Annotated in this window: 18 protein-coding genes, 1 tRNA gene and 2 pseudogenes; 3 read left to right on the top strand and 18 right to left on the bottom strand. The window is 71.1% G+C overall.

Annotated elements, in window-relative coordinates:
- Positions 1-14: 14 nt before the first annotated feature.
- Together OV079_RS10945 and OV079_RS10940 are read right to left on the bottom strand one after the other, a co-directional pair.
- The gene (locus tag OV079_RS10945) at positions 15-296 is read right to left on the bottom strand and encodes an FHA domain-containing protein (protein WP_267768062.1); all 282 of its coding nucleotides are present in this window, start codon (positions 294-296) and stop codon (positions 15-17) included.
- Positions 248-892 (bottom strand): hypothetical protein, encoded by a 645-nt coding sequence (locus tag OV079_RS10940; RefSeq protein ID WP_267768060.1) that lies wholly within the window; start codon positions 890-892, stop codon positions 248-250. Before OV079_RS10940 ends, OV079_RS10945 begins: the two co-directional genes overlap by 49 nt.
- Positions 893-1320: 428 nt before the next feature.
- On the opposite strand from OV079_RS10940, the gene OV079_RS10935 reads away from it, so the two are divergent.
- Genes OV079_RS10935 through OV079_RS55750 form a run of 3 tightly spaced genes read left to right on the top strand, consistent with a single transcriptional unit; the run spans position 1321 to position 4956 of the window.
- Positions 1321-2208 carry a hypothetical protein gene (locus OV079_RS10935; RefSeq protein ID WP_267768059.1) on the top strand — a complete coding sequence of 296 codons (888 nt, stop codon included), beginning with the start codon at positions 1321-1323 and terminating at the stop codon, positions 2206-2208.
- Positions 2181-2693, top strand: a complete 513-nt coding sequence (locus tag OV079_RS10930) for a hypothetical protein (RefSeq protein WP_267768058.1) — start codon at positions 2181-2183, stop codon at positions 2691-2693. The genes OV079_RS10935 and OV079_RS10930 overlap by 28 nt, the downstream gene beginning before the upstream one ends.
- Positions 2694-2751: 58 nt before the next feature.
- Positions 2752-4956, top strand: a complete 2205-nt coding sequence (locus OV079_RS55750; protein ID WP_267768056.1) for a tetratricopeptide repeat protein — start codon at positions 2752-2754, stop codon at positions 4954-4956.
- 202 nt (positions 4957-5158) lie between these two features.
- Here the strand turns inward: OV079_RS55750 and OV079_RS10920 are convergent, their stop codons facing one another.
- The 16 genes and pseudogenes from OV079_RS10920 to OV079_RS10845 form a co-directional block, all read right to left on the bottom strand.
- The gene (locus OV079_RS10920) at positions 5159-7471 is read right to left on the bottom strand and encodes a M1 family aminopeptidase (RefSeq protein WP_267768055.1); all 2313 of its coding nucleotides are present in this window, start codon (positions 7469-7471) and stop codon (positions 5159-5161) included.
- Positions 7472-7793: 322 nt separating this feature from the next.
- Positions 7794-8549, bottom strand: coding sequence for a hypothetical protein (locus OV079_RS10915; protein ID WP_267768053.1), 756 nt, complete (start codon positions 8547-8549; stop codon positions 7794-7796).
- 515 nt (positions 8550-9064) lie between these two features.
- Positions 9065-10018, bottom strand: coding sequence for a hypothetical protein (locus OV079_RS10910; RefSeq protein WP_267768051.1), 954 nt, complete (start codon positions 10016-10018; stop codon positions 9065-9067).
- The gene (locus OV079_RS10905; protein WP_267768050.1) at positions 10015-10146 is read right to left on the bottom strand and encodes a hypothetical protein; all 132 of its coding nucleotides are present in this window, start codon (positions 10144-10146) and stop codon (positions 10015-10017) included. The genes OV079_RS10910 and OV079_RS10905 overlap by 4 nt, the downstream gene beginning before the upstream one ends.
- Positions 10140-10892 (bottom strand): hypothetical protein, encoded by a 753-nt coding sequence (locus OV079_RS10900; RefSeq protein ID WP_267768048.1) that lies wholly within the window; start codon positions 10890-10892, stop codon positions 10140-10142. Before OV079_RS10900 ends, OV079_RS10905 begins: the two co-directional genes overlap by 7 nt.
- 50 nt (positions 10893-10942) lie before the next feature.
- Complete coding sequence (locus OV079_RS10895) at positions 10943-13240, bottom strand: Tex family protein (protein WP_267768046.1); 2298 nt, start codon at positions 13238-13240, stop codon at positions 10943-10945.
- Between the two features lie 322 nt (positions 13241-13562).
- On the bottom strand, positions 13563-14591 hold the full coding sequence (locus OV079_RS10890) for a hypothetical protein (RefSeq protein ID WP_267778506.1): 1029 nt from the start codon (positions 14589-14591) through the stop codon (positions 13563-13565).
- A gap of 94 nt (positions 14592-14685) precedes the next feature.
- Positions 14686-16071: pseudogene (pheT, locus tag OV079_RS57645) on the bottom strand (phenylalanine--tRNA ligase subunit beta); the annotation flags it as partial.
- Between the two features lie 26 nt (positions 16072-16097).
- Positions 16098-17177, bottom strand: a complete 1080-nt coding sequence (pheS, locus tag OV079_RS10880; protein ID WP_267740998.1) for a phenylalanine--tRNA ligase subunit alpha — start codon at positions 17175-17177, stop codon at positions 16098-16100.
- 172 nt (positions 17178-17349) lie between these two features.
- On the bottom strand, positions 17350-17706 hold the full coding sequence (gene rplT / locus OV079_RS10875) for a 50S ribosomal protein L20 (RefSeq protein WP_096333202.1): 357 nt from the start codon (positions 17704-17706) through the stop codon (positions 17350-17352).
- 3 nt (positions 17707-17709) lie between these two features.
- Positions 17710-17913 carry a 50S ribosomal protein L35 gene (rpmI, locus tag OV079_RS10870; protein ID WP_224197824.1) on the bottom strand — a complete coding sequence of 68 codons (204 nt, stop codon included), beginning with the start codon at positions 17911-17913 and terminating at the stop codon, positions 17710-17712.
- Between the two features lie 169 nt (positions 17914-18082).
- Complete coding sequence (gene infC, locus OV079_RS10865) at positions 18083-18793, bottom strand: translation initiation factor IF-3 (RefSeq protein ID WP_267778505.1); 711 nt, start codon at positions 18791-18793, stop codon at positions 18083-18085.
- 215 nt (positions 18794-19008) lie between these two features.
- Positions 19009-19407 carry a His/Gly/Thr/Pro-type tRNA ligase C-terminal domain-containing protein gene (locus OV079_RS10860; protein WP_267768044.1) on the bottom strand — a complete coding sequence of 133 codons (399 nt, stop codon included), beginning with the start codon at positions 19405-19407 and terminating at the stop codon, positions 19009-19011.
- A gap of 15 nt (positions 19408-19422) precedes the next feature.
- Positions 19423-20708: pseudogene (gene thrS / locus OV079_RS10855) on the bottom strand (threonine--tRNA ligase); the annotation flags it as partial.
- Positions 20709-20893: 185 nt separating this feature from the next.
- Positions 20894-20968: transfer RNA gene (locus tag OV079_RS10850), tRNA-Val, on the bottom strand.
- Between the two features lie 127 nt (positions 20969-21095).
- A complete protein-coding gene (locus OV079_RS10845) occupies positions 21096-22940 on the bottom strand; it encodes an AMP-dependent synthetase/ligase (protein ID WP_267768040.1) in 1845 nt (614 codons plus the stop codon).
- Between the last annotated feature and the right edge of the window lie 151 nt (positions 22941-23091).

The raw sequence follows: 23091 nt of genomic DNA, 5'->3' as shown, positions 1-23091 counted from the left end.
ACAGGTCTCTCAGGTCAGCTCGGGTTCGGCGGCGTGAACGTGAACCGCAGCTCGTGGTCGCACAGGAAGTACACGCTGCCGTCGTTGACCTTGTGGTTGTCGACGCGCTGGCCCTCGAACTCGATGCCGTTGGTGCTGCCGAGGTCCTTGATGAAGTAGTCGTGGCCGCGGCGGACCACCGACGCGTGGCGGCGCGAGATGTTGGCGTCCTTGATCGCCAGGTCGGAGAACTTCTGACCGCGGCCGATCACGAACTCCTCCTTGTCGATCTCGTACCACTGGCCCTCGAACAGCACGTACAGCGGGCGCGGCTTGCTGACCGGCGCGCCCGTCGGGGGCGGCAGGCGCGAGGCCCCGTCGGCGGGCGCGGCAGCGTCGGCGCCACCTTGGCGGGGCTCGGCGCGCCGAGGGTCGGCGGGGCCGCGGGGATGGACGCCGGAGGCGGCACCGGCGTCGACGGGGCCGTCGCCGGCTTGGGCAGACGCGGCTGCGGCAGCGCGCTCGGGGCGCGATTCTGGCTCGAGCTGATGCTCGCAGGCGGCGCTGCGGGGCCAGGCGGCGGCGAGGTCATCGGACCCGACGGAGGGGGCCGCACACCGGGCGGACGCGGCACCGGGGCCGCGCTGGGCAGCGGGGCCGAGCCCGGACGAGCGGCGCCGGGGTGCCCGGGTTGGGTCGACAGCACCGAGCGCGGCGGCGTGTTGGGGCCGGCCGGCGGCGGGGCCGTCATCCCCGAGCTCTCGTCCTTCTTGCCCTTGGCCGCGCCCTTGAACAGCTGCAGCAGCGCCGCCTGGACGACATCGTCGGTGGCGATCCCACGGCGTTTGGCGAGGGCCTCGACCCGGGCCCAGAGGTCATCACGACATTGGAACTGGCGCAGCGTCTTGCTCATGCACGTCCCCCCGAGGTGCTCGCCGGGGTGGCGCGAGCGTGGTCCTCGGTACGCCCCGGCATCCTAAGAAGTTGATGCCGCGCGGGTCAACTGCGGCCGTCGCGGTCAAACCGGGTTATCCTGCCCCCCGGGATGCGCTCTCGGCGACGAACGCGGCGAACCTCGGACGGACCACGAGTCCTCCGATCGGTCCGCGGGCGTGTGCGCGAAATCGCGCAAAGCCTCCTGTGCGGCCTCGTCGCGGCCGGCCTCCTGGGCGTGCCGGCGCTCGCGCGAGCCGCCCCCGGCCAGGCGCAGCGACTCGGCGGCGCGGAGCCGCAGGGCCCCGCCAGCCGCTCGTTGACGGCCCTTCACCATAACCCGGCGATGCTCGCCGGAATGAAGGGCTTTCGCTTCCAGTTCAGCGGCACCGGGGGCCTCGATCAGCGGTGGATCCGGCGCGAGGCCGTCGCCCCCGACGGCACCCCGACCGGCGAGCTGGGCCCGCGCATCAACCTCAACAACCCGCTGGGCGGCTACTTCGTCGGGGGCAGCCTCTACTTCGAGCCGTTCGCCGTCGGGATCGGCGCCTACGATCTCGGCAGCGAGATCCACTACACCAGCGACGATCGCCTGCGCTGGCACCTCGCGCCCGAGGAAGACGGCCGCCCCCGCTCTTCTGCCGCCGCGACGATCCCAACTGCAAGCTCAACGGCGGCGCCGCCACGCAGCGCACCGACATCACGATCGCCGTCGCGTGGAACATCCTCGCCAGCCTGCGGATCGGCATCGGCATTCATCTGCCGCGGCTGCGCCAGCGGTTCTCCTACGACAACAGCACCGTCCTGTCCGAGCACCGCGACGACGGCCCGCGCTGCAACCGGGTCGAGAACCCGCTGTGCGCCGAGCGGGTCGGCTTCAACGGGCGCACGCGGTGGTTGCCCGACCGCGACAACAGGCCGGCCGGCTTCGATGTCGCCCTCACCTTCGGCCTCGCCGTCGACGTCAGCGATCGCGTCACGCTCGGCCTGCGCTACCGCACGCGCCCGCTCGTGCGCGGCGGCGACCTGACGCTCGCGGGCGACGCCCTCGTGTGCCGGCCCGACACCACCGAGGGCACCGACTCGGACGTGCTGCCGTGCAGCGTCGCCAGCCCGATCGACGCCACGCTGACCGAGCGAGTCAGCCGCGAGGCCGCGATCGGGGCCGCCTTCGTCCTCGATCGCGGCCGGTTCTGGCACATCGACACCAACCTCTACTGGATCGACCTCTGCAACGACGTCGTCGGCCGCGGCGCCGGCGTGCGAAGTTGCGCCGATCCGGCAGCCAGCAGATAAGCCTCGTCGGCCTCGACCGCAACAGCGTGCTCTTGCCCGAGAGCACGCGCTATCGCGGCCGCCAGGACCTGTTCGGCTTCGACATCTACACCACCTACCAGGCCCGCTCGAACCTCGCCGCGGTGCTGGGCGGGCACTTCTCGTCGCCGGTGGTCCGCAGGACCGCGCGCGAGCCCGGCAACAACGACGGCTGGCGCGCGGGCATCACCGTCGGCGTGCCGCTGCGGGTCGGCTCGAGCAACCTGCAGATCGTGCCCGGCTACGGCTTCGACCTCTACTTGCCGAGCAGCACCGGCCGGCCCGGCGACTTCGATCCCGCGGCCGCGACCCGGTTCGCCGCGGCCGGGGGCGACATCAACAGCGACGACGCCGCGCTCGTGCTCGCCGGGCGCGGACGGCCGAGCAACGCCGGCCGCTACACCGGCGCGGTGCACACCTTCATGCTGACCCTGCGGTGGGCGGAGCGCACGCCCGGCCGCGAATAGCGGCCCGCGCGCCCCTCCTGGGTGGCCGCGGACCGAGGGTCTGCGTACACTCAACATCGTGCGCCTCTTTCTCTCCGGCACCTCGCCTCTCACGGGCTGGCTCGCGCTCGTGCTCGCCGCCGCCCCGCTGCTGCCCGCCTGCGCCCGGGCCCCGCGCGGCGAGCTGCAGGCGCCCGAGGCGCCCAAGTCGATCCCCGACCTCGACCACTTCGCGCTCGCGCTCAACCAGTTCGCGCTGCTGCCCGAGAACAGCCCCAAGCGCGCCGAGTTCCGCCGCGTCCTGCTCGACTTCCTGGTCCGCTACATCGACAAGACCCTCGACGACGAGCGCCCCGAAGAAGCGGTCGAGGCGCTGCAGTTCGCCGCCGGGCTGTGGCGGCCGAGCGAGCTCCGCGGGACGCGAGAGATCGAGCCTGGCCTGTGCGCCGCGGCCCACCGGATCTACGTCGCCGCGGCCCGCCGCGGCAACGAGTCGCCGGCGCTGTTCGCCGCCGCCATCGAGCAGCAGTTCGGCGACGACGCCGTGCGCAAGCGGGCGATCGCCAGCTGGACCGAGATCGAGGGCTGGGTGGTGCGCAACAGCCCGTTCTCCGACGAGCCGGTGCTGCGCCACGAGGAGCTCGAGGAGTCGCTCGAGGAGATCGCCGCCGACTTCCCGGCCCCGTTCGTGGTCCAGCGCCTGACCGACCTCTACGTCGCCCGCTACGAGGCCGCGATCGAGGTCGCCAGCAGCAGCGAGAACCTCGAGCTCGGGCTCGCCGCGCGCCACCGGGCCGAGGTCACCGGCTACCTGGTCACCCGCCTCTACCTGCGCGCCGACGACTTCGACGGCGCCGGCCAGGCGCTGGCCCGCGTCGAGCTCGACATGCCGACGCGCAAGCTGATGGAGTACCTCGACAGCGCGCGCAACGCCAAGAAGAGCGCGCGCCCGCTGCTCGAGCTGGCGCGTCAGTTCCTACCTGACGACGAGGACATGTCCGAAAGGATACCTCCGGCCTTCCTCACCCAGGGCTGGGGCATCGTCGAGAACCTGGCGCGGCGGGCCGTCCAGCGCTTCCCCGACGATCCGTTCGCGCACCTGCTGCTGGCCCGTGCGCTGCGCAAGCAGGGCCTCGTCGACGCCGCGATCGCCCACCTGCGGCGCACCGTCGAGCTCAAGGAGGACATCTTCGACGCCTGGCAGGACCTGGCCTCGATGCAGCAGACCAGCCTCGAGCGGATCGCCGCCATCGACCTCGACGCCGCGCTCGCGCGCATGCCCCAGCTCGAGAAGTTCCACGCGCGGGCGGTCGAGCTGTGGCGCGATCGCCCGATCCGCCCCGGCCTCGCCGAGGCCCAGTACACCCTCGCCGAGGCGCTCTACGAGCAAGGCAGCGTCGACCGGGCCAAGGACCTGCTGCAGCGCAGCGTCCGCGGCGAGCCGCAGCCGGCCGCGCTCGACCTGCTCGGCACCATCGAGTTCAAGGACGGCAAGGTCGCCGAGGCTCGCCGCCACTACGAGACCTTGCTCGGCCTGCCGTTCGACAACCAGCTGCTGCGCCTGCGCTGGGAGACGCAGGGCCGCGCGCAGCTGGCCGCGATCGCCCGCCGCGAGGGCAAGGCCGACGAGGCCAAGCAGGAGATGCAGACGGCCCTGCGCCAGCTCAACAAGCTGATCGCGTTCCCCAGCATCCCGCCGGGCGAGCGGGCCTCGCGGCTCATCGATCGCGGCAAGCTGCTGTTCCACATGGGCGACGTGGAGCAGGCGGTGGCCGACTTCCGCCAGGCCCGCGACACCGCCGACGGCCGCGCCGAGGCCTACGCCGAGCCGATGATCTTCCTCGTCAGCCACGGCTACTACGAGGAGGCCCTGGCGATCTTCCGCGCCGCGGTCCCCCGCGAGGACCTGCGCGGCAGCCTCAAGCTGTACTTCGCGCTGTGGCTGCACGAGATGGCCGCGCGGCAGGACCGGCCGCAGGACCCGGGCGTCATCGCGTTCCTCGAGGCCTACAAGGGCGAGCGCTGGCCGACCCGCCTGGCCGAGCACGCCCGGGGCAAGCTCAGCTTCGACGACCTCCTGCGCGGCGCCTCCGACTCCGGCGAGCGCGCCGAGGCCTACTTCTACGAGGCCCTCCGCCGCTGGCGCAGCGGCAACACGGCCGGCGCGAAGGAGCTGATGCGCAAGGTCCTCGACACCCGCCGCATGGCCTTCTTCGAGTACGACATGGCCCAGAGCTACCTCGAGTGGGACGACCTGCCCGCCAAGGCCCGCGCGCCGCGCTGAACTTTGGGGCATGCCCTCGGGGACATGCCCTCGCAGACATGTCCTTCAAGACATGTCCTTCAAGAGCACGTGAGTCGACGGTGGAGCTCGCCCGCGGGCCGGAGATCGAGCCGCGCGAGCGGATGCCGAAGAGGCGCGGCGACGATCCGGCGCCCGTGCACCGGGGCGCGTCGCTGCGAGCCGCCGGAGCGCGGCCCCTGCCCTACGGCGCCAGCTCGACCAGCAGGTTCGGCAGCGACGAGATCGTGAAGCCCGTCGGGGCCGTCGCGCAGCTCACCGCCGCGTCGACTTCGGTCGCCCCGCCGGTGAACGCCACCGACACGTTGCAGGGCGGCGTGTTGGCCAGGCCGTCGTCGAACACGTAGTCGAGGTCGAGCGCGCCGTCGAGGGTGTAGACCCCGAACGACGGGCTCTGCACCTGCTGGACCGTGACCTGCACCTGCTGGGCCACCGCGTCGTAGTTCCAGGTCGTCTTCAGCCGCGGCCAGCCGCGCTGGTGGACCCACTCCGCGAAGAACTGCGTGAAGTCGACCCCCGCGCTGGCGTTGAGCGCCGCCAGAGCTGCATCGGTGTCGTACGGCGCGAACCGATGGGCGAGGAAGAAGTCGGCCAAAAACTGCCACATCTTGGCCGTCCCGATCTGCTGGCGCACCATGTGCCAGACCAGCGCCCCCTTGTTGTACGGCGCGTAGAACGACGCCGACGTGACCTGGCCCGGGAAGTCCTGCGGCACCTGGAAGTGCAGCGAGTCGTCGCTGTAGCTGTTCGGCGCGGCGAAGAGCTTGGTGCGCAGCGTGTTCAGGTAGTCGTTGTAGGCGGCCTGACCGCCGAGCACGCGCAGCGCCTCCAGCGTCAGGAACTCGGCCAGGCTCTCGTTGAGCCAGAACGCCTGCCACTCGCCGAGGTGGGCCGAGTCGCCGGCCCAGTGGTGCGTGAGCTCGTGGATCGCCACGCGCCGCGCGTTGGCGCTGCCGGCGACCATCAAGGTGTCGGCGAGCGAGATGATCGACGCGTGCTCCATCCCGCCGAACGAACTCGGCACCGAGACCATCGCGTAGCGCGAGAACGGGTAGTCGAACATCAGCTGGTCGAAGAACGTCAGCGCGCCGACGGTGGCGCCCAGCAGCTCGACCGCCAGCGGCACCTCGGCCGCGTGCAGCGCCGCGTCGATCGGCACGCCCTTGACCACCCCGAGGCGCACGACCTCGAACTCCGACGCGATGACCTGCATGACGTTGGTCGGGACCGGCTGCTGCAGGACGAACGCCGACCGCTGCAGGCCGTCGACCATGCCGCTGCGCACCGGCGCGCCGTTGGCCAGCACCACGTAGTCGTTGTCGATGCCGACGTCGACGCTGAAGGACGCGGTGTCGCGCGGGTGATCGTGGCTCGGCAGCCAGTTGCGGGCATACACCGGCCAGCCGAACGTCTGCACGTAGAGGTCGCCGTTCTTGCCCGCGCGCTGCATGATGCCGGTGTAGTAGAGCGCGTCGTTGTCGTCGGTGATCGGGTTGAACGGCCCGGCGTAGCGCACCTTGACCACGGCGGTCTCGTCCTGGGCCAGCGGCGCCGCGAGCTGCACCGTCAGCGCGCCGCCGCTGTCCTGCTCGAACTGCAGCGGCTGATCCTGGGCGTCGAGGACGGCCTCCACCTCGTACGGCAGGTACGGCGCGCCGTTCACGATCGTCTCCGCGCCGACGTCGAGCACGACCTCGCTCGTGCCGTCGACCGTGGCCGCCAGCAAGATCGCCACCTCGCCGCTGAAGGTCTGGTCGGCGGTGAGCAGGTCGAGGCGCAGGTCGTAGTGCTGGACGTCGTACGCGAGCTCGAGGTCGAGCGTGCCGGCGCGGCAGTAGCCGCTCGCGTCACAGGACTGATCCTCCCAGCACAGGCCCGGCACCGCCGCGCAGTCGACCGCCGCCACGGCCTCGCACACGCCGGTCTGGCGGTTGCACAGCGCCTGGCCGGCGCACACGTCGAGCAAGTTGCTGCGGCAGTCGACCACGCACACCAGGTCGGGCCCGCACACCGTGCCGGCGCCGCAGTTGTCCTCGCCGTCGGAGCAGTCGGGCTTGCACATGCCGTCCATGCAGATCGTCCCCGGGCCGCACAGCTCGTCGCCCTGGGAGCAGTCGGCCACGCAGGTCTGGCTGCCCGGATCGCACACGGTGCCGCTGCCGCACAGCGACGGCTCGTCGACGCAGGTCACCGGGTCGGGGCCGGTGGTGCCGGTGGTGCCGGTGGTGCTCTCGGTGGTTTCGTCCGTCGTGACCGCGGTGGTCGTGACCTCGGCGGTCGTGCTGGACGTCGGCTCGCCCGTGGTCGGCTCGAGGGTCCCCGTGCTGGTGGTCAGCCCCGGCTCGTCGATGACGGTGTCGCTCTCCGAGCCGCTGCTCGAGGTCGCGTCGGTGGTGGCCTCGGTGAGGGCTTCGCTCGAGTGAGTGACATCGTCGCTGCAAGCGGCGACGAGCGATGCGCTGAAGAGCGTGGAAACGGCAAGAGAACGACGTTGCATGCGCCGCGCCCTGCAGCCGACGTGCCACGGGGCGGTCCTTGGCAGCGCAGGGCTTGTCCGCGACGCCGGTGGCCTGGACGTCCACCCGCCGGCGCGCTTGTGGCTCGCCAGGCCACCCGCGCACGTGCGCTCGCCCGCGCGCTCCGCCCCGGGCGCAGCGGCGCCGCGCATCGCGGCCGCGTGAACATGGCGCTCCAGACATGGCTGGAGCGCCATGTCCTTCAGGACATCTCGACGCTCCTGCTCGTGGGCACGAGCGGGCCAGGCCCCGCGACCGTCGGCCCGTTCCATCGCCGCGGTCGCCCGCGAGACGCAGCCGCGCTCAGAACGAGCAGGAGATCGTGACCTCCTCCAGGACGTGGTGCTTCACCCCGTTCTCGTCGTACTCGAGCACCAGGTCGTAGAACTCGTCGCAGTGTTCGCAGGCGCTGTGGGCCATCCCGGGCAGCTTGGCCATCTCGACGCTGATGTACTCGCCGGCGGGCAGCGGCGGGCTCTCGATCGGCGAGACCTGGATCGGCTCGATCACCTGCGGGTCGGCGTCCGCGAGCGACAGCGAGGCGCCGGTGAGGATGGCGGCGGTGTCGCTCGGGTTGTCGGTGTTATCGAACTCGACGTACCAGGTACCCTGGACCGGATCGGGCTCGGACACCGGCATGCAGTCGGCGTAGAGGTAAGCGTCGACGATGGCGATCACGAGAGGCGAGGTCCCCTCGGTGTCGCCGGTCGTGTCGGTCGTCTCGCCGGTCGTCTCGGTCGTGGTCTCGCCGGTCGTCTCCGTCGTGGTCTCGCCGGTCGTCTCCGTCGTCGTGTCCACCGCGGTCGTGTCCGCGGTCGTCGCCTCGGTGGTCTCGCCGGTCGTCACGCTGGTCGTGTCGCCCGTCGTGGTGCCCGTCTCGCTCGCGCCCTCGGTGCCGGACGTCGGCTCGCTCGCCGTCGTCGGCTCGCTCGCCGTCGAGTCGGTCTCGCTCGCGGTGGTCGTGTCGTCACCGGCAGTGACGACGGTCCCGGTCGTCGTCGTGGTGTCGCCGGTCTCACCGCAGGCGAGCAGCGAAGTCATCAAGAAGGTCAAGGTCATGCGTCGCATCGGCGGGCGTGTAGCGCGGCGGACTCGCGGTCGCAAGCCCATCCGTGACGTCGCCGCTGCATCGGGCCCGATCCGCCGAACCGCTGCGCTCGCGCTGCCGCGCCCGCGTGGGACCGCCCGTCGCGGTGAACCCGCGACGCGGGGAGGCCGCGAGAGGATGTCTCTCGGGACATGTTTGAAACGCCATCGTCACCCGGTCGTGAAGCTCTGCCGGCCCGCTCGTCGGCACGAGCGCGAGCTGAACAGTCGGAGCCGAGGGTGCTCCGAGGAGCGACTGCGACTCGTTCTTCCCGCGGCGTCGCGCTCGCGGAAGACCGCGCCGCGACGACCGATGCAGCGCGGGGCCGAGAACGCGCCGCGACCCGATCCGAAGAACAGGGCCGCGAAGACACGGCGCCGCGACGACCGATGCAGCGCGGGGCCGAGAAGCGCCGCGGCCCTGCTCCGAAGAACAGGGCCGCGAGGACATGGCCGTCAGGACAGGCGCCCCAATCGGCGCCGGGCGCTCACTTGGCCGGGTTCTTGCCCTCGATGATGTTGCCCTTCTCGTCGTAGGCGACATCGGAGGTGCCGAGCACGTCGCCGACGGTGTCGGTGAACTTGTCGTCGCCCTTGATGTTGGGCAGGCGCTCGCCGATGCTGGTCTCCTGCACGCCGTCGACGACGGCGACCACGACGACGCCGTGGACCTCGGTCATGTCGAACGAGCGGACCTTCTCGTTCTTCTCACCGGTCCACTCGTTGTAGCGGAGCAGCACCGCGGCGGTCTTCGGGTCCTGCTTGACCTTGGCGGCCGGGTTGACGCCGAACCACTTCTTGAAGGAGCCGTCGACCACGCCGGCGTAGTCCTTGTCCGGCCACTTCTCCTTGTTGAACGCGTAGACGATCTTCCACAGCTGGCCGTCCTTGAAGAAGTAGAACTTGCGCAGCTTCGAGCCTTCCTTGACCCAGATCATCTCCTCGTTGTTGTCGTCGGCGAACTCGTACTGGATGAGCGAGACGCCCCACTTGTGCTTGGACGACGACGCGAACTTGATGTGACCCTTCTTGAGCTCGTTGAGCTGATCGTTCCGCTCCTTGCGGATCCGATCCTGGTCCATCGGGTTCTTGGTCTCCTTGAGCTGGTCGTCGAAGTACTTGTTGATCGACTCACCCAGCTTGGCGAGCACCTGCTCGGGGCTCATGCCCCACTCGAAGCCCTTGATCAGCGAGTTCACGCCGATCGACGCGCTGAGCTTCGGGTTGCTGTCGACCATCTCGCAGGTGGTCTCCTTCTTCTTCGCCTTGCCCTTGCCGACGGTCTTGGTCTTGCAGACCTCCTTGACCTCCGGCTTCTTGACCTTGGCGTCTTCTTTGGCGACCGCGGCGTCCATGTCGGTGGTCGCGGGCGGAGCCTCGCCCTCACCCTCGCTCGAAGACGGTCCGGCGGCGACCATGCTGTCCTCGTTGTCCTCGCTCACCCCTTCTTCTTCGGGGTGCTTTCGGCGACCTCGTCGGGTGCCGTCGACTCCTCCTGCTTCTTGCATCCGGCGTCGGCGACCACGAACAGGCCAAAAGCCGCGGCGATGAACAACGAGCGCTTCAACATGCTGCCTCCTGGGGACGGGAAGCTATCACAAAGCGGCGCCGTCGCGGCAGCGACGCGCACCCGCGGGCCCGCACGCGCGTGTGGGCGAACTCGCCCTGACGGCCCTGCCCGCGAGCGACGGCGTCGGCGCCGCCTGGCTCGCGCCGCCCCGGCGGCGTTTTACGGGTCGAGCTGAAGCTGAACCCGAGCTGCGGCTGTCCGTCGACCTCGTGGGCGTAGATCTCCAGCCTCGCGCGGCTCTTCAGCACGTCGAGCATCGCCCGACACGCCCCGTAGAACACGCAGAGGAAGCCGCGGCTGTGCAAGATCTCAGGGGCCATGTCGTGGCTGCGCAGCTTGAGCCCCGCGGCGTCGTCGATGACCTCCAGGGTCCCGCACGCCTGACTCGAGAGCAGCCACGCCCGCGGCGCAGTCTTGACGAGCCCCGACATCGCCGACTTGCCGAGCCCGAAGCCGGCGAGCATCGTCAGCGGCTTCAGGATCCCGTGGTCGTAGCTGTCACGCATGAGGTCGGTCCAGAACCCACGCGCGGCCTCCTCGCCCAGCACCTCGAGGATGGCGTCGCACAGCGCGACGACCGTCGCCGCCGGCACCCAGTCGAGGCTCGCCGCGTCGCGGATCGCCGCCAGGCGCTCGCTGCCGACGCGCTCACGGATCCCGCTGCCCTTGCCCTCGGGGTAGGCACGCAGGCGCTTGAGCGCCAGCTTGGCGTAATGGGCGCGGATCGCGGGCGTCTCGTCGGACATGGGGCGAACGCCCCATCATAGCGGTCCCGCAGGGGGATTGCTCGCGTGGATCACGGCTTGCGCAGGCGCGCGAACGGGTTGTTGCTGAAGGTCTGCTGGGCCCGCGGCGCCTCCGAGGGCTTCGGACCCCGCCCCTTGTTCATCGGCGTGCGTTCCTGCACCTTGGGCTGCGGGGCCTGTCCGCGCGGCCCCTCGCTCTTGGCGGTCAGGGCGATGCGCTTCCGCTCGAGATCGACCTCGAGCACGCGCACCTTGAGGCGGTCGCCGGCCTTCACGACCTCGTGCGGGTCCTTCACGAAGCGGTCGGAGAGCTGCGAGATGTGGACGAGGCCGTCCTGATGGACGCCGACGTCGACGAAGGCGCCGAAGGCAGTCACGTTGGTGACGACGCCCTCGAGCGTCATGCCGACCTTGAGGTCGTTCATGGTCGTGACGTCTTCGCGGAATTTCGGCGGGTCGAAGCGATCGCGCGGGTCCCGGCCGGGCTTGCCGAGCTCGGCGACGATGTCGCGCAGGGTCGGCTCGCCGACGCTGTCGGTGGCGTAACGCGCCACCGGGATCTTGGCGGCCAACGCGGCGTCGCCGACCAGCTTCGCCAGCGGCACGCCGAGGTCGGCCGCGATCGCCTCGACCAGCGGGTAGCGCTCGGGGTGGACGGCCGACGCGTCGAGCGGGTGCTCGCCGCCGCGGATCCGCAGGAAGCCGGCCGCCTGCTCGAAGGTCTTGGGCCCGAGGCCCGGGACCGTCAGCAGCGCCTGCCGGCTGGCGAAGGCGCCGTTGCGGGCGCGGTGCTCGACCACGCTCTTGGCCACGGTCGGCCGCAGGCCGGCCACCCGCGCCAAGAGCGGCGCGCTCGCGGTGTTGAGGTCGACGCCGACGCCGTTGACGCAGCTCTCGACCACCTGATCGAGCTTCTTCGCCAGCAGCGGCTGGAACACGTCGTGCTGGTACTGGCCGACGCCGATCGCCTTGGGATCGATCTTCACCAGCTCGGCCAGCGGGTCCTGCAGGCGGCGCGCGATCGAGACGGCGCCGCGGATCGTCACGTCGAGATCGGGCAGCTCCTCGCGCGCGACCTCGGAGGCGCTGTAGACGCTCGCGCCGGCCTCGCTGACGGGCACGACGATGATGTCCTTGAGGCCAGCCGAGGCCAGCGCCGCGCGCACGAACGCCTCGGCCTCGCGCCCGCCGGTGCCGTTGCCGACGGCGATCGCGTCGGGCTTGTGCGTCTTGACGAAGGCGACCAGCTCCTGCTCGGCCCGCGCCGCCGCGGCCGCGCCCTGGCTGGTGTAGAGGGTGACCTGGCCCAGGTAGGTGCCGGTCTCGTCGAGCGCGGCGCACTTGCAGCCGGTGCGCAGGCCGGGGTCGACGCCGATGGCGCGGCGCCCCTCGAACGGGGCCGCCAGCAGCAGCGCGCGCAGGTTGTCGCCGAACACCTGCACGGCCTCGCGGTCGGCCTTCATCTTCAGCTCGATGCGCACGTCGGTCTCGATCGTCGGCGCCAGCAGGCGCACGAACGCGTCGCGCGAGGCGGCCACCATCTCCGCGTGGAACGGAGTGCCGGCGCGAGCCTTGGCCAGCGCCTCGATCCGCGGCGTGACGGCTTCGGCGCCGACGCCGATCTTGACGCGCAGGACGCCCTCCTGCTCGCCGCGACGGACGGCCAGGAACCGGTGCGACGGCATGTTCGCGGCCGGCTCCTCGTGGTCGTAGTACTGCTCGAACTTGGTCGGCTGCCCGGCCTTGTCGGCCATCACCTCGGAGCGCACGGTGCCCTCCTTGGCGAAGGCCTCGCGGACCATGGCCCGCACCTCGGGCGACTCGGCCAGGACCTCGGCGACGATGTCCCGCGCGCCGGCCAGGGCGGTCTTGACGTCGGGCACCTCGAGCTCGGTCTTGACGAACTTGACGGCCTCGGCCTGCGGATCGCCGTCGTCGGGCTGAGCGAGGATCCGATCGGCCAGCGGCTGCGGCCCGCGCTCGCGCGCCACCATCGCCCGCGTGCGCCGCTTGGGCTTGAACGGGAGGTACAGGTCCTCGAGCGCGGCCTTGGTGTCGCAGGCGAGGATCTTGGCCCGCAGCTCGTCGGTCAAAAGGCCCTGGGCGGCGATCGTGTCGAGCACGGCGCGTCGGCGATCCTCGAGCTCGAGCACGTAGGTACGGCGCTCCTCGATGGCCCGGATCTGGACCTCGTCGAGCCCGCCGGTGGCCTCCTTGCGGTAGCGGGCGATGAACGGCACCGTGGCGCCCTCGGCGAGCAGTCGGACCACCGCAGCGACGCCCCGCTCGGGCAGCTGCAGGTCGCGGGCGAGCACGGGGACGGGATCGAATTCGGCCGGGGTGGTCATCGCGGGCGGGGAACCTGGCACACGGAGCCGGCCGATGTCGACCCCCGTGCGGGTCGCGCCGGCGGACGCCGATCCTCCCCTCGGCCCGGCCAGACGGACGATCCGCGGCCTGGAAGATCTCGCCGGGCGTGATCTCGACGACGCCGAGCGACCGGCTGGGAGGCACCGACTCGCCTCGCAGACGCGACGTGCCAAACCTGTCCTTCAGGACAGTTTACAGAAAGCACCCATGACCTGACGAACATGTCCTCGGGGACATGCCATGGTTCACCATCGCCTGTCCTCACGGACAGGCGATGTGCGGGTGCCCTGCCCTCGCGGGTCAGCGCGGGCGCACCGTCGGCGCCGAGGCCCGCAGCGACTCGCAGGCCGCGGCGACGATGGCGTTGTGCAGCGCCTGCGCCTCGTCGTCGGTGACCGAGCGCTGCTCGGCCGCGTAGTGCAGGCGCAGGAGCAGCGCGCGGTGGCCGACCGGCACGCCGGCGCCGCGGTAGTCCTCGAGGACCTCGACGGCCGGCTCGCCGAACGAGTCGGTGGCCAGGCGGACCTCGCCGGCGCTCGTCTTGCCGCTCGCGCGCTCGCTCGCCTCGATGGCGGTGCGATGCACTTGGCCGGCCGCGGCGGTCAGCGCCGCGACCACCCGCGCCGCGCTCAGGGTCAGCGGCATCTCGAGCGAGAGATCGCGGGCCGTCGACGGGAAGCGCGGCAGATCGCGCGCCGTCGCGGTCACGCGCGGCGGGACCGCCTCGATGTCGATCTCGGCGTAGTACACACGTGTCCCTTCGGGCAGGTCCCACGCGCGCACCAGGTCCGGATGGACCTCGCCGGCCTCGCCGATCACCACGCCGTCGACCGCCAGCGCCGCCTGCACACCCGGGTGCAGGTGGGCGGCGGGCGCGGGCGGATCGACGGGCCGCGCCCGCAGGCCCACGCGCGCGAGCGCCTGCACGGCTGCGCCGGTGATCTCGCGCGCGCTCGCCCCGCCCTTCGCGCCGCCGTAGATCAGCGCCGCCGCGACCGCGCGCTCGCGCGGCAGCAGGACGTCGATCGCCGCAGTCGGCCCGACCTTCGGGACATGTCGTTCGGGCCAGGCATACGTGCGACCGACCTCGAACAGGCGGACCGGGCGGGTGTGGCGGGCGACGTTGTGCGCCAGCGCGTCGAGCAGCCCCGGCAGCATGTGCGTCCGCATCACGCCGGCCGCGCGCATCGGGTTCTCGACGCGGACGCGTCGCTCGGGCGGCACGGTGAAGAACTCGATCTTCGACTCGGCGACGAACGCCATCGCCACGTGCTCGTGCAGGCCGGCGTCGCGCAGGCCCTCGGCCAGGCGGTCGCCGAGCTCGGTGATCGGATCGCTGTGAGCCGCCGCGCGCCTCGGCCGGCACCGTCAGCCGCGCCGGCACCTTGTCGAGCCCGTGGAAGCGCATCAGCTCCTCGATCAGGTCGACCTCGCGGCGAAGGTCCGGGCGGTGCGTCGGCGCCACGCAGGTCCACGCCTCGGGGCTGTCCTCGCGCACCTGCAACTCGAGGCCGCCGAGCACCGCGCGGGCGGTGTCGGCCGGGACCTCGACGCCGAGCAGCGCGGTGACCCGCGGCAGGCGCAGCGGGATGGTCGGCTGCTGCGGCCGTTCGCCGGCCGCGTCGGTCCAGGCCGTGCAGCGGCCGCCGGCCAGCTCGAGCAGCAGCCCGAGCGCGCGCAGGGCCGCCCGCTCGAGCCCGACCCCGTGGTCGACGCCGCGCTCGAAGCGGTAGCTCGAGTCGGTGGCGTAGCCGTGGCGACGGGCGGTCGCGCGGATCCCCGGCGGCGCGAACCAGGCCGCCTCGAGCAGCAGGTGGTGCGTGCCCGCGTGCACCATCGACTGCGCGCCGCCCATCACGCCGGCGAGGGCCTGCGGCGCGCCGGCGTCGGCGATCACCAGGTCGTCGGTCGTCAGCAGCTTCTGCGTGCCGTCGAGCGTGGTCATCGGCTCGTCGCGCTCGGCCCGGCGGACCACCACCCGGCCCTCGGCCAGGCGATCGCGGTCGAACGCGTGCAGCGGCTGGCCGCACTCCATCAGCACGAAGTTGGTCACGTCGACGACGTTGCTGATCGCCCGCAGGCCGACGCGGTGCAGGCGGACCCGCATCCACAGCGGAGATGGCTGAACGGACATGCCCTCGAGGACATACCCGAGATAGCGCCCGCACAGCTCCGGCGCCGCGATCGTCACCAGCCCCGGGGTGTTCGCCGCCTCGGGCCGGTGGACGTGCGGCGGCCGCAGCGGCAGCCCGAGCTTGGTGCCGACGTCGCGGGCCACGCCGATGTGCCCGAGCGCGTCGGGACGGTTCGGCGTCACGCCCAGCTCGAGGATCGTGTCGACGATCCCGGGCACGCGGTCGACCAGGCGGTCGCCCGCGCGCCAGTCCTCCGGCAGCACGAGGATCCCGCTGTCGTCGGCGCCGATCTCGAGCTCGGCCTCGGAGCAGATCATGCCCTGCGACGGCACGCCGCGCAGCTCGCGGGCCGCGATCGCCAGGCCGCCCGGGAGGACCGCGCCGACCGGCGCGAACGCCACCTTGCCGCCGAGCGGCGGGAGGTTGCTGGCGCCGCACACGACCTGGACGACACCTGTCCCATCGAACAGCTCGACGACCGTCAGCTTGTCGGCCTTCGGGTGCGGCGACTTGCCGCGGATCTCGCCGACCACGATCGAGCGCACGCCCTCGCCCACGGCGTGGACGGCCTCGACCTCGAGGCCCAGGCCGGTGAGCAGGCGGGTGTAAGCCGCGGCCTTGCCCTCGGCCGACCAGGCCGCGAGCGCCGCTTCGAGCGCGCCCTCGGCGAACATTTCACTGAGCCACTGGTGCGAGATCTTCACGGGAACTGCTCCAGAAACCGAACATCACCTTCGAACATGTGCCGCAGGTGCGGCACCGCGTGCTGCGACATCGTCATGCGATCGACGCCGAAGCCGAACGCCCAGCCGGTGTAGACCTCGGGGTCGATCCCGCAGGCCTCGAACACCGCCGGGTGGACCATGCCGCACCCGCCGATCTCGATGTAACCTGTCCTCTTGCACAGGTTGCACCCCTCGCCGCCACAGAACGGGCAGCCGATGTCGAACTCGGCGCCCGGCTCGACGAACGGGAAGAAGCTGGGCCGGAAGCGGACGTCGAGGCGACGGCCGTAGAAGTCGCGGGTGAAGTCCATCAGCGTGGCCTTGAGGTCGGCCATGGTCACCCCGCGGTCGACGTAGAGGCCCTCGATCTGGTGGAACATCGGGCTGTGCGTCGCGTCGTCGTCGCAGCGGAAGGTCGTGCCGAGCGCGACGATCCGGATCGGCGGCTTCTGCGTCAGCATCGTCCGCACCTGCACGGGCGACGTGTGCGTGCGCAGGACCAGCTCGCCGGCGCGCAGGCGCATCGCCGCGTCGTTGTCGGAGTGGTCGTCGAAGCCGGGGTGGCGGTGCGGGCGGACGAAGAAGGTGTCCGCCATGTCGCGCGCCGGGTGGTCCTTCGGCACGTTGAGGTCGTCGAAGTTGTACTTGCTGTGCTCGACGTGCGGGCCGACGGCCAGCGAGAAGCCGAGCCGCTGGAAGCTCTCGCTCAGGCGCCGGCGCGTCTGCGACAGCGGGTGCAGCGTGCCGGCCGGCGGACGCAGCGGCGGCAGCGTCAAATCCTCGACGCGCGCGAGGTCGAGGCGGCGCGCCTGGTCTTTGAGATAGGTGCGGCGCTCCTCGAGCGCGGCCTCGATGGCGTCGCGGACCCGGTTCCACTCGGCGCCGAAGCCCTTGCGCTCCTCCGGCGGGAGCTTGCCCATCTCGCCGCGGAGCGCGGTGACGGTGCCCTTCTTGCCGAGGTAGGCGACCTGGAGCTCGTAGAGCGCGGCCTCCGAGTCGACGCCGGCGAGCGCCTCCTGGAAGGCCGCGAGCTGCGTGGCCAAACGTGCTGGCATGGCGAGAGTGTGCCTCTTTTCCGCCGGCCTCGCCGCCCGCTTGAACGGCGACGAGCCGGGAGCGCGGCTCGAACGATGTCTCAGGGGTGAGGTCGGCGGGGCGCGCCCGGATCGCGGTCGCGACTCGGGCCCGACGCGCACCTGGCACGACGGGCCCGAGGAGGAGGGTTCGCTACGCCAGGGCGCCGCGAGCCTCGGCGACGACCTTGCCGAACGCCGCGTTGTCGAACACCGCGAGGTCGGACAGCACCTTGCGGTCGAGGACGATCCCGGCCTTGCCGAGGCCCTCGATCAGGCGGCTGTAGCTGAGGCCGTGCAGGCGAGCGGCGGCGTTGAGGCGGACGATCCAGAGCCGACGCATGACGCGCTTCTGGCCCTTGCGGCTCGTGTACATGTGCATCCACGCGTGATGCACGGCCTCGAGCGCGCGGCGGAACATCCGCGAGCGGCCGCCACGGAAGCCCTTCGCGGCCTTGAGAATACGATTGCGGCGGCGCCGCGCCTTAAATCCACGTTTTGCGCGAGGCATGGTTCAGGTCCTCCCATTCGGAAGCATGATCTCGATCCGCTTCTGGTCGGGCTCGGAGACGATCGTCATGCCCTTGAGCTTGCGAATGCGGTCGCTGTGCTTCTTGGTGAGGATGTGGTTCTTGTGCGAGTGCTTTCGCTTCGCCTTGCCGGAGGCGGTGAAGCGGAAGCGCTTCTTCGCGCCGGAGTGGGACTTCATCTTGGGCATGATGGCGTCTTCTAGAGAGCGAGGGCCAGTTCAGGCGCGAGGCGCCTTGAAGCGTGACGGGGGGCTGGAGATACCCCAGCTCGCCCACGGACGCGAGGTCCGGGGCTGGCCGCTGGTTTTGTGTTGACTCACGGATTCGAGCAGGCGGACGGCCCCGCCGTGCTCCGGATTAGTTGGCGGCGTCAGCGTCCGGGTCGTCGAGACCCGTCGTGTCGTCGTCGAAGTCGTCGTCGTAGCCCTCGTCGTCGTCCTCGCCGTCAGTGGACGGCGGCGGCGGCGGCGGAGCGGCAGGACGAGCGATCGGCCCCTCGGGCGGCTTGGGCTTCACCACGCCCGGGCGCTGCGGCTTGGGGGCGAGCACCATGTTCATGCGGTTGCCCTCCATCTGCGCCAGCTGGAGCACCGTGGCGACGTCGACGAGCTCGCGGATCACCTTCTCGAGGATCGCACGACCTGTCTCGGGGTGGGTGATCTCGCGACCGCGGAACTGGACGACGAGCTTGACCTTGTCGCCTTCGTCCAAGAAGCGGCGGATGTGCCGCGTCTTGAAGTCGAAGTCGTGGTCATGGGTCTTCGGGCGGAACTTGACCTCTTTGAGCTCCGTCGTCTTCTGGTTCTTCTTCGCCTCGCGGTCGCGCTTGGCGGTCTCGTACTTGAACTTCCCGTAGTCCATGATCTTGCACACGGGAGGGCTGGCCTTCGGGTTGACTTCAACCAACTGAAGGTTCGCTTCCTCCGCGCGCGCCATGGCATCCTGGGTGAGCATGATCCCAAGCTGTTCGCCATTGGCGTCGATCACCCGGACTTCCTTGACGCGGATCCGGCGACCTACGCGATGGGTCTCGACGCGGGGCTTGGGCTTCTGTTGTCTGCGGCCGATGGCGGTACTCCTTCAAGAGAAAAGCGGCGAGTAGAGGCGAGCTTCGCGCACCTCCCCAGCCGGGGCGCCATTTTGTGTGCAATTCTGGACGCGCCGTCAAGCCCCTTCGACGCGCAGCAGCCAAGGCCCCGCGTAACCGGCCACGACGGCTTCCGGGACGATGCGCGCGGCGGGCCCCAGCCGGCCGCGCCTCGCCCGTGACTGTGCCCGCGCCGTCACATTCGTGACCGCGCCATCACGACTTCAGGACGGGATCCGGGCCTCTTCGGCCATGCGCTCGACGAAGCCGGCCAGGGGCTCGAGGGCGCCCGTCTGACCGTCGCGGGTGCGCGGCGCGACCCCCTGCCCTCGACCTCCTTGTCGCCGAGGACCAGCATCGTCGGCACGCGCAGCAGCGTGGCCTCGCGGATCTTGAGCCCGAGCTTCTCGTTGCGCAGGTCGGTGTGGACCCGCAGGCCGCGGGCGACCAGCGCCGCCTCGACCTCGCCGGCCCACGCGTGGTGCGCCGCGGTGATCGGCAAGATCGCCACCTGCACCGGCGCGAGCCAGGTCGGGAAGCGACCGGCCACGTGCTCGAGGTAGACGCCGAAGAAGCGCTCGAGGCTGCCGAGCATGGCGCGGTGGATCATCACCGGCCGGCCGCGCGAGTCGTCGGGCGCGACGTACTCGAGGCCGAACCGCTCGGGCAGCTGGAAGTCGAGCTGGACGGTGCCGAGCTGCCACTGCGGCGCAGCGCGTCGCGGACCTTGAAGTCGATCTTCGGCCCGTAGAAGGCGCCGTCGCCGTGATTGATGGTGTACGGCAGGCCGGCGCCGTCGAGCGCGGCCATCAGCGCCGCCTCGGCGCGGTTCCACGTCTCGAGCTCGCCGAGGAACGACGCCGGGCGGGTGCTCACCTCGATCTCCGGCCGGTCGAAGCCGAAGGTCTTGTAGCACTCGAGGATCATCGCCGTGACGTTGGCGATCTCCTGCCCGACCTGGTCGGTGGTGCAGAAGATGTGGGCGTCGTCCTGGCAGAAGCTGCGCACGCGGGTGAGCCCGTGGACCACGCCGGCGCGCTCGTAGCGGTGCAGGCGCCCGAAGTCGGCCAGGCGCTGCGGGAGATCGCGGTAGCTGTGGTGCGACTGGCGGAACAGCACGCAGTGGCCGGGGCAGTTCATCGGCTTCACCCCGAACTCGCGCTCGTCCACCGTGCAGGCGAACATGTTCTCTTTGTAGTGATCGTAGTGGCCCGAGGTGCGGAACAGATCCATGTCGAAGATCTGCGGCGTGATCACCTCTTGGTAGCCGTGCCGGCGGTACAGCCCGCGCACGTAGGCCTGCAGCAGGTTGTAGATCGTGGCCCCGCGGCCGGTGAAGAACGGGCTCGCCGGCGCGATCGGGTCGAAGTAGAACAGCCCGAGCTCCTTGCCGAGCTTGCGGTGGTCGCGGGCCTTGGCCTCCTCGAGCAGGCGCAGGTGCTCCTTGAGCTCCTTGCGGTCGGCGAACGCGGTGCCGTACACGCGCTGCAGCTGCGGCCGCTTCTCGTCGCCGCGCCAGTAGGCCCCGGCGATGCTCATCACCTTGAAGGCGCGCACGTCGGCGGTGCTCTTGACGTGGGGGCCGCGGCACAGGTCGACGAAGTCGCCGCTGCGGTAGAGCGTGAGGGTGGCGCCGGCGGGGATCGAGCCGATCGCCTCGACCTTGTAGGTCTCGTTCAGGCCGCGGAACAGCTCGATGGCGGCGTCGCGGGCGATCTCCTCGCGCACGAACGGGTGGCGCGCCTCGACCTCCTTCTGCATCTCGGCCTCGATCGCCGCGAAGTCCTCGGGCACGAGGCGGTGCGGCATGTCGATGTCGTAGTAGAAGCCGTCTTCGGTGTGCGGCCCGAACGCCAGCTTGGCCTCGGGCCACAGCCGCTTGATCGCCGAAGCCATCACGTGGGCCGCGCTGTGCCGCAAAGTCTCGACCGGCGACAGATTCGGCACCGAAGGGTCGATCATGTGCTCGATCTCTTGCGCGTGTTCGTCCGCCATGGGGCGCGAAGCGTACACAAGGCGAGCCGCAGGAGCGAGCGAGAAACAAGAAAAACGCCGCTGAGGCGAGCCTCAGCGGCGTTCCATAGGACCGGACGGATTCGAGACCGTCGACCTCTACCGTGTCAAGGTAGCGCTCTAACCAACTGAGCTACGGCCCTGTTTTTCGTGCTGCTCGCCGGTGCCGGCGAGGGGCTGCCTAGGTAGCGCAACCGCCCGGGGACGTCAAGCACAAAGCGAATCGTTCACCGATGGCCGGTGCCCCGGGCTTGCGGCGACCGCGCCGACTCACCCGGCCACCGCCCGTTGCCCGGAGTCCGGGTAGAGCGCGGCGATCTGGGCCGCGTAGCGGTCCTGGACCTCGCGGCGGCGCAGCTTGCCGGTCGGGGTGAGCTCGCCGCCGGTGATCGTCAGCGGCGTGGTCACCACCGAGAAGCGGCGGATCGCCTCGTAGCTGGCGAGATCGGCGTTCAGCGCGTCGATGTGGCCCTGGATGATCTGCAAGATCCGCGGGTGCCGCACGAGATCGGCCAGGCGGCGCGCCCCCAGCCCTTCCTGGCGCGAGCGGGCCAGCATCGCCTCCTCGTCGAGGGCGATCAGCGCCGCCAGGTACGGCCGCCCGTCGCCGACCACCAGCGCGTGGGCGATCCCCTCGGCCAGCTCGAGCCGCCGCTCGAGCGGCTGCGGCGCGATCGTCTTGCCGGTCGAGGTGATGATGAGGTCCTTCTTGCGATCGGTGATCGTCAGGAACCCGTCGTGCAGCTCGCCGATGTCGCCGGTGTGCAGCCAGCCCTGGGCGTCGATCGCCGCCGCGGTCTCTTCGGGCAGGTCGTGGTAGCCGCGCATCACCCCCGGCCCGCGCACCAGCACCTCGCCGTCGTCGGCGATCCGCAGCTCGCAGCCCGGCATGGTCGGGCCGACGGTGCCGAAGCGGAACCGGTCGGGGCGATTGACCGTGCACGCGCCGGTCGTCTCCGACAGCCCGTAGCCCTCGAGGATCAGGACCCCGAGCGCGTGGAAGAACTCGGCCACTTCGCGGGCCAGCGGCGCCCCGCCCGACACGAAGAAGCGCAGGCGACCACCGAGGCGCTGGCGGATGCGGGCGAAGAACAGCTTGTCGGCCACGCTCGCCTTGACCGCCAGCGCGCCCGGGACCGCCTGGCCGCGCTGGCGGCACATGCTGACCTTGCGGCCCACTTGCAGGCACCAGGCGAAGCTGGCCTCGGCGAGCTTGCCGGCGGCGGCGACTTCCGCGCGGATCTGCGCGTAGAGGCGCTCGTAGATCTGCGGCACCGCGCCCATGAACGTCGGCGCGACCGCGACGAGATCCAGCTCCAGCTCGGCCGGGTCGGCGGCGAACGCGGAGACCGCCCCCTGCTCCACCGCGCCCCACAGGAGGTGGCGGCCGAACACGTGGGCCAGCGGCAGGACCATCAGCTGCTCGTCGGCGTGATCGGCCGCGATCACACTCTTGATGGCCCAAGCCTCGTAAACAACGTTCCGATGGGTGAGCACCGCGCCTTTCGGGCGGCCCGTGGTGCCCGACGTGTACACCCACGTGAAGTCGTCGGTCAGCGACAGCTCCTCGGCGATCGCCTCGAGCGCCGCCTCGGTCCCCGGCAGCGCGCCCTCACCGGCGGTCTGGAGCGCCTCGAACGAGCTCCAGTCGGCCGCCAGCGGTCCGGCCTCGTCGAAGCAGAACGTGTGCCGCAGCGCGTGGTCGCGCCCGCGCAGCCGCTCGGGCCAGCCGGGGCTGTCGGCGAACGCCAGCTGCGCCCCGCAGTCGCGCAGGATGTACGCCGCCTGCTCGGGCGTCACGCTGGGGTAGATGGGCACGCTGACGGCGCCGGTCATGGCGATGGCCAGATCGACGAGCGCCCACTCGACGCGCGTGCGCGCCAGGATGGCGATCCGGTCGCCGGGCTGGACCCCGTGGATGCGCACCAGCGCGGCCGCGATGGCCCGGCTGGCCTGGTGCCAATCACGCCACTGAAGCGTGTGCCAGCTCCCACGCAGCTTGTAGCGCAGCGCCGTGGCCGCCGGTGTGCGTCGCACGCGCGCGGCGAACATGTCCAGGGCGTTGGGAAAGGTCAGCCCCTCGGCGGGCTGGGGCACGAAACCGGAGCGGGGCATGGAACGCTGCTTTCCCCTACCACGGATCGGCCCGGCGCGCGGAGCCCGGGCGCACCTTCGCGCCGGAGAGGTGCGCGGACGCGGTGTCTAAGGGCCGGTCCGTCCCCGTCCGGCCGCGTTCGGCGCCCGGACATCGGCCTCTCCGGGGCCG

This window comes from Nannocystis pusilla (assembly GCF_026626665.1).
GTDB lineage: Bacteria > Myxococcota_A > Polyangia > Nannocystales > Nannocystaceae > Nannocystis > Nannocystis pusilla.
Note: the sequence above shows the minus strand (reverse complement) of the source record. Positions and strands in the feature narration are given on the sequence as shown.